Annotated in this window: 3 protein-coding genes and 1 pseudogene; 3 read left to right on the plus strand and 1 reads right to left on the minus strand. The window is 71.7% G+C overall.

Features of this window, described 5'->3' with window-relative positions:
* On the minus strand, positions 1 to 1,046 hold a 1,046-nt coding region (locus tag BFN01_RS14335; protein WP_071645006.1), incomplete at its 3' end, for an aminotransferase class I/II-fold pyridoxal phosphate-dependent enzyme.
* 97 nt (positions 1,047 to 1,143) lie between these two features.
* Here BFN01_RS14335 and BFN01_RS14340 point away from each other — a divergent pair.
* The 3 genes and pseudogenes from BFN01_RS14340 to BFN01_RS14350 form a co-directional block, all read left to right on the plus strand.
* A complete protein-coding gene (locus BFN01_RS14340) occupies positions 1,144 to 2,733 on the plus strand; it encodes a S1C family serine protease (protein WP_071645007.1) in 1,590 nt (529 codons plus the stop codon).
* 53 nt (positions 2,734 to 2,786) lie between these two features.
* Positions 2,787 to 4,040 (plus strand): CDP-glycerol glycerophosphotransferase family protein, encoded by a 1,254-nt coding sequence (locus BFN01_RS14345; protein WP_071645008.1) that lies wholly within the window; start codon positions 2,787 to 2,789, stop codon positions 4,038 to 4,040.
* Positions 4,037 to 4,280: pseudogene (locus tag BFN01_RS14350) on the plus strand (glycosyl/glycerophosphate transferase); the annotation flags it as partial. The gene BFN01_RS14345 and the pseudogene BFN01_RS14350, both read left to right, overlap by 4 nt.

The following is a 4,280-nucleotide window of genomic DNA, read 5'->3' on the forward strand; positions in this document are numbered from 1 at the left end:
TACTTCCATGACGCGGCCGCGTCCGCACCACCCAGCGCCGTGGCATCCGCGACGGTGAAATACCCGCCCTGCGGGGCGAACACGTCGAAGCCCGCAGCCCGCAGGGCGTCGCCGAGCAGGCGGTGCTTGTGCTGCATCGTCGCGGCCGCGTCATGGAAGTACGCGTCGGGCAGGCGCAGCCCGACGGCGATCGCGGGCTGGAACGCCGAGCCGTTGACGTAGGTGAGGAACTGCTTGACGGTGAGGACCGCCGTGATCAGGGCCGCCGGTCCGTGCACCCAGCCGATCTTCCAACCCGTCGTCGAGAACGTCTTGCCCGCCGATGAGATCGTGAGGGTGCGCTCGGCAGCGCCGGGCAGAGTCGCGATCGGCACGTGGGGCGAATGGAAGGAGAGATGCTCGTACACCTCGTCGGTGACGATCACCGCGTCGTGCAGGGTGGCCAGACGCACGAGCTCCGCCTGCACCTCGGGAGTGAACACCGCGCCGGTGGGATTGTGCGGATCGTTGACGAGGATCAGCCGCGTGCGCTCGCCGACGACCGCGGCCAGTTCATCGAGATCGGGTTGGAAGTCGGGCCTGCGCAGCGCAACAGTGCGCAGCCGGGCACCCGCCAGCGCGACCGCGGCCGCGTACGAGTCGTAGTACGGCTCGAAGACGACGACCTCGTCGTCGGGGCCGTCGATGAGCGCGAGCAGAGTGGCGGTCAGCGCCTCGGTCGCGCCGGCCGTCACCAGGATCTCGGTGTCGGGATCGACATCGAGTCCGTAGAAGCGGCGCTGATGCTCGCTGATCGCGGCGAGCAGATCCGGGATGCCGCGGCCGGGCGGATACTGGTTCGCGCCCTGCGCGATGGCATCCCGCGCCGCCTCCAGCACCGCGGCCGGACCGTCTTCGTCGGGGAAGCCCTGGCCGAGATTCACCGACTCGGTTCGCGCCGCGGCGGCCGACATCTCCGCGAAGATGGTGGGGGCGACCCTGCCGTCCGGGGAGAGCAGACCGGCTCCGGCGGCGGTGCGGCGCCACGCTCCTGGTAAGACATCCATGCAGAACAGGCTAAGACCATAGGCGAATGTCATCGGCGGCATACGAAACGCACAGACTCGGTTGTCACTCTGATAGGGCATTGAGAAGGAGCAGAAGATGAACGACAACAGCACCCCCGACCAGCCCTCGAACCCCGAGGCCTCGGCTCCCACCCCGCCGTCGTCGACGCCCGGGCAGCATGTGCCTTCGCGCTTCGGCTCCGAGCAGGAGCGTTGGCAGGCCCCCGCGACGCCGCAGCAGGGCTCGCCGTACGGCACACCGCCCCAGCCCGGCGCGACCTTCGGGCCCGCCGCCCAGCCGCAGCCGACAAGCACCCCGCCGAGCGGCGCCCCGTACGGTGCTTCGCAGCACGGGATGTCCCGGCCGCCGTACGCCACAGGGGCACCCGCGCCGTCCGAGCAGCCCACGCTCAGCCTCGACCCGACCCTCGTCGCGGACCCGGCCGGATCCCCCGCACAGGGCGGCGCCCACAGCACCGAGCAGCGCAAGAGCGGGGGACCGGTGAAGGTCGCCGGACTCATCCTCGCCGCAGCCCTCGTGGGCGGCGTCGCCGGGTTCGGCGGCAGCGCCATCGGCACGGCGGTGTTCGACCGGCCCGCCTCGCAGTCGGCGACGGGCCCGCAGAGCGTCACCGTCAACAACCCCGGGTCGGTCAACGAGACCACGGCCATCGCCAGCGAGGTGCTGCCCTCGGTGGTCACGATCGAGGTCGCCGGCTCCAGCGAGTCCGGCAGCGGGTCGGGGGTCATCCTCGACAAGGAGGGCCACGTGCTGACCAACACGCACGTCGTCACCCTCGGCGGTGCCGTGGCCGACCCGGCCATCCGCGTCACCACCTCCGACGGTCGTATCTTCCAGGCGAGCGTCGTCGGCACCGACCCCGTCTACGACCTCGCCGTCATCAAGCTGGAGGGGGCGGAGGATCTCACGCCGATCGAGATGGCCGATTCGAGCAAGCTCAACGTCGGCGACACCGCCGTCGCGGTGGGTGCACCGCTCGGGCTGTCGAACTCGGTCACCACGGGAATCGTCAGTGCCCTGAACCGCAGCATCGAGGTCGCCTCGTCGGCGCTTCCCGACAGCTCGGCGCAGCCCGACAGCGAGGGCGAGGAGGGCGGCAGCGGAAACCCGTTCCAGTTCGACATCCCCGGCATGGGCCAGCAGCAGGCGAAGCAGTCCATCTCGATCGCCGTCATCCAGACCGACGCGGCCATCAACCCCGGCAACTCCGGTGGCGCACTCGTCGACAGCAAGGGAAGCCTGATCGGCATCAACGTCGCGATCGCGACCGCGGGCGGATCGTCGGCGTCGAGCGAGGCCGGATCCATCGGTCTCGGCTTCGCGATCCCCTCGAACATCGCGCAGCGCGTCGCCGACGAGATCATCGCCGACGGCGCGGCCACCCACGGGCTGCTCGGCGCCACGGTGCGCGACGCGTCGAGCGTGCAGGGCGCGTCCGTCGCGGGAGCCGTGATCGACACCCCGACCCCCGGCGGCGCGGCGGACGAGGCCGGTCTGCAGCGCGGCGACGTCGTCACCCAGTTCAACGGCGTGCCGATCACCGGCGCCAGCGACCTCACCGCCCAGGTGCGCGCGGCAGCCGCCGGCAGTGACGCGACGCTGAGTTACGTCCGCTCCGGAAAGACCTACGAGGCGAAGGTGACGCTGGGCGAGCTCAAGCTCTGAGCTCTGCCAGCCGACTCCCTGAGAAGGACGCCACCCCGCGATAGGCTCGCGAGGTGGCGTCCTTCTCATTCGGCTCCGGCAACGCGGCGAAGCTGCTCCGGACGCCGCTGTATGCCGCAGGGCGCATCGCGGCGCTGCTGATCCCGCGCGGCGACACGTGGGTGTTCGGCTGCGGAGCCGGCGTCGGCGACGGCGCCCTCGCTCTCTACCGCGTCGCCGCGCACGCCGGGCACCCGGTGCTGTGGCTCGCGCGCTCGCCGCGGGATGCCGACGACGCCAGGGCCCTGGGCATCCGCACCGTCCCGCGCGACGGCATCCGCGGCTGGTGGGCGACGATCCGCGCCGGCGTGGTCGTCGTCACGCACGGGCTCGGCGACGTGAACAGGTACGGCAGCAGCAGCGCCTTCGTCGTGCAGCTGTGGCACGGCATCCCGCTCAAGCGCATCGGGCTGGACTCTCCGATCACCGCCCAGGTGCCGCCGGGGATTCCCGGTGCAGCCCTGCTGCGGCGCCTGCTGACGGCGCTGTACCGCGGTGCGGCGCAGCGCATCCAGGTGCTGCCGGCCGCATCCCACCGCTCGCGTGGCCGATTGGAGTCGGCGTTCGGTCTCGGCGATGACCGGGTCGTCGTGACCGGCGAACCGCGCGTCGACGTGCTCTCCCTCGGTTCCGCTGCGCAGCGACGCGCGACGGCGACGACCCTGCTCACCCGCACCGGTCCGGTGCTCACGGGACAGCGGGTGCTGCTGTACGCCCCCACCTGGCGCGACGGCGCTCCCGACCCGGCGGTGCCGACCGCCGCGCAGTGGGTCGAGATCGTCCGACTGCTCGAGACGCACGATGCCATCCTGTTCATCCGGTCGCATCCGCTGGGCGCGGGCGCGTACGCGCCGCCGTGGTCGAGCGGACGGGTGCGGATGCTGAACTCCGACCTGCTCGCCGATGTCACACCGGCACTGCCGCGCGTGGATGTGCTCATCACGGACTATTCGTCGATGGCCTACGACGTGGGTCTGCTGGCGACGCCGGTCGTGTATCTCGCGCCGGATGCCGAGCAGTACACCCGCGAGCGCGGCTTCTACGGGCGGTATTCCGACGTCGCGGGCGACGATCACGCGACCGACTGGCCGGCGGCTCTCGCTCAGCTCGACGCCGTGCTCTCGGACGACGCGGTCAGGGCTGAGCGCTCCGCGCGCTCGGCTGAGCTCAGCGCGCACATGCACGCGCATCGCGACGGGCAGAACGCCCGCCGCGTGTACCAGGCCATCCGCGCGCGCGGCATCCCCGCGCCGAAGGGAGCACGATGACCACGGCTCGCATCGATGAGCAGAACCAGACGCTGATCGTCTCAGGCGCCGGCGCTCGACCGGCATCCGCCACCCTGGTGGGGCCGCGTGCCCGCGTCGCCGGCCGGCTCACCGGGGGCGGGAAGACGTGGAAGGCGACCCTGCCGCTGCAGGCGTCGCGCTGGGGAGGGGGGGAGCTCCCGCTGCCCGCCGGCGCGTACCGGCTGACGGTGGACGGCGTCGATCTCGACGGGGTCGAGA

It is taken from the genome of Microbacterium sp. AR7-10 (assembly GCF_001878835.1).
Lineage (GTDB): Bacteria > Actinomycetota > Actinomycetes > Actinomycetales > Microbacteriaceae > Microbacterium > Microbacterium commune.

Bases quoted from the DNA above. Each gene is read 5' to 3' on its own strand.
- BFN01_RS14340 (WP_071645007.1), top strand. From the start codon at position 1,144: ATGAACGACAACAGCACCCCCGACCAGCCCTCGAACCCCGAGGCCTCG.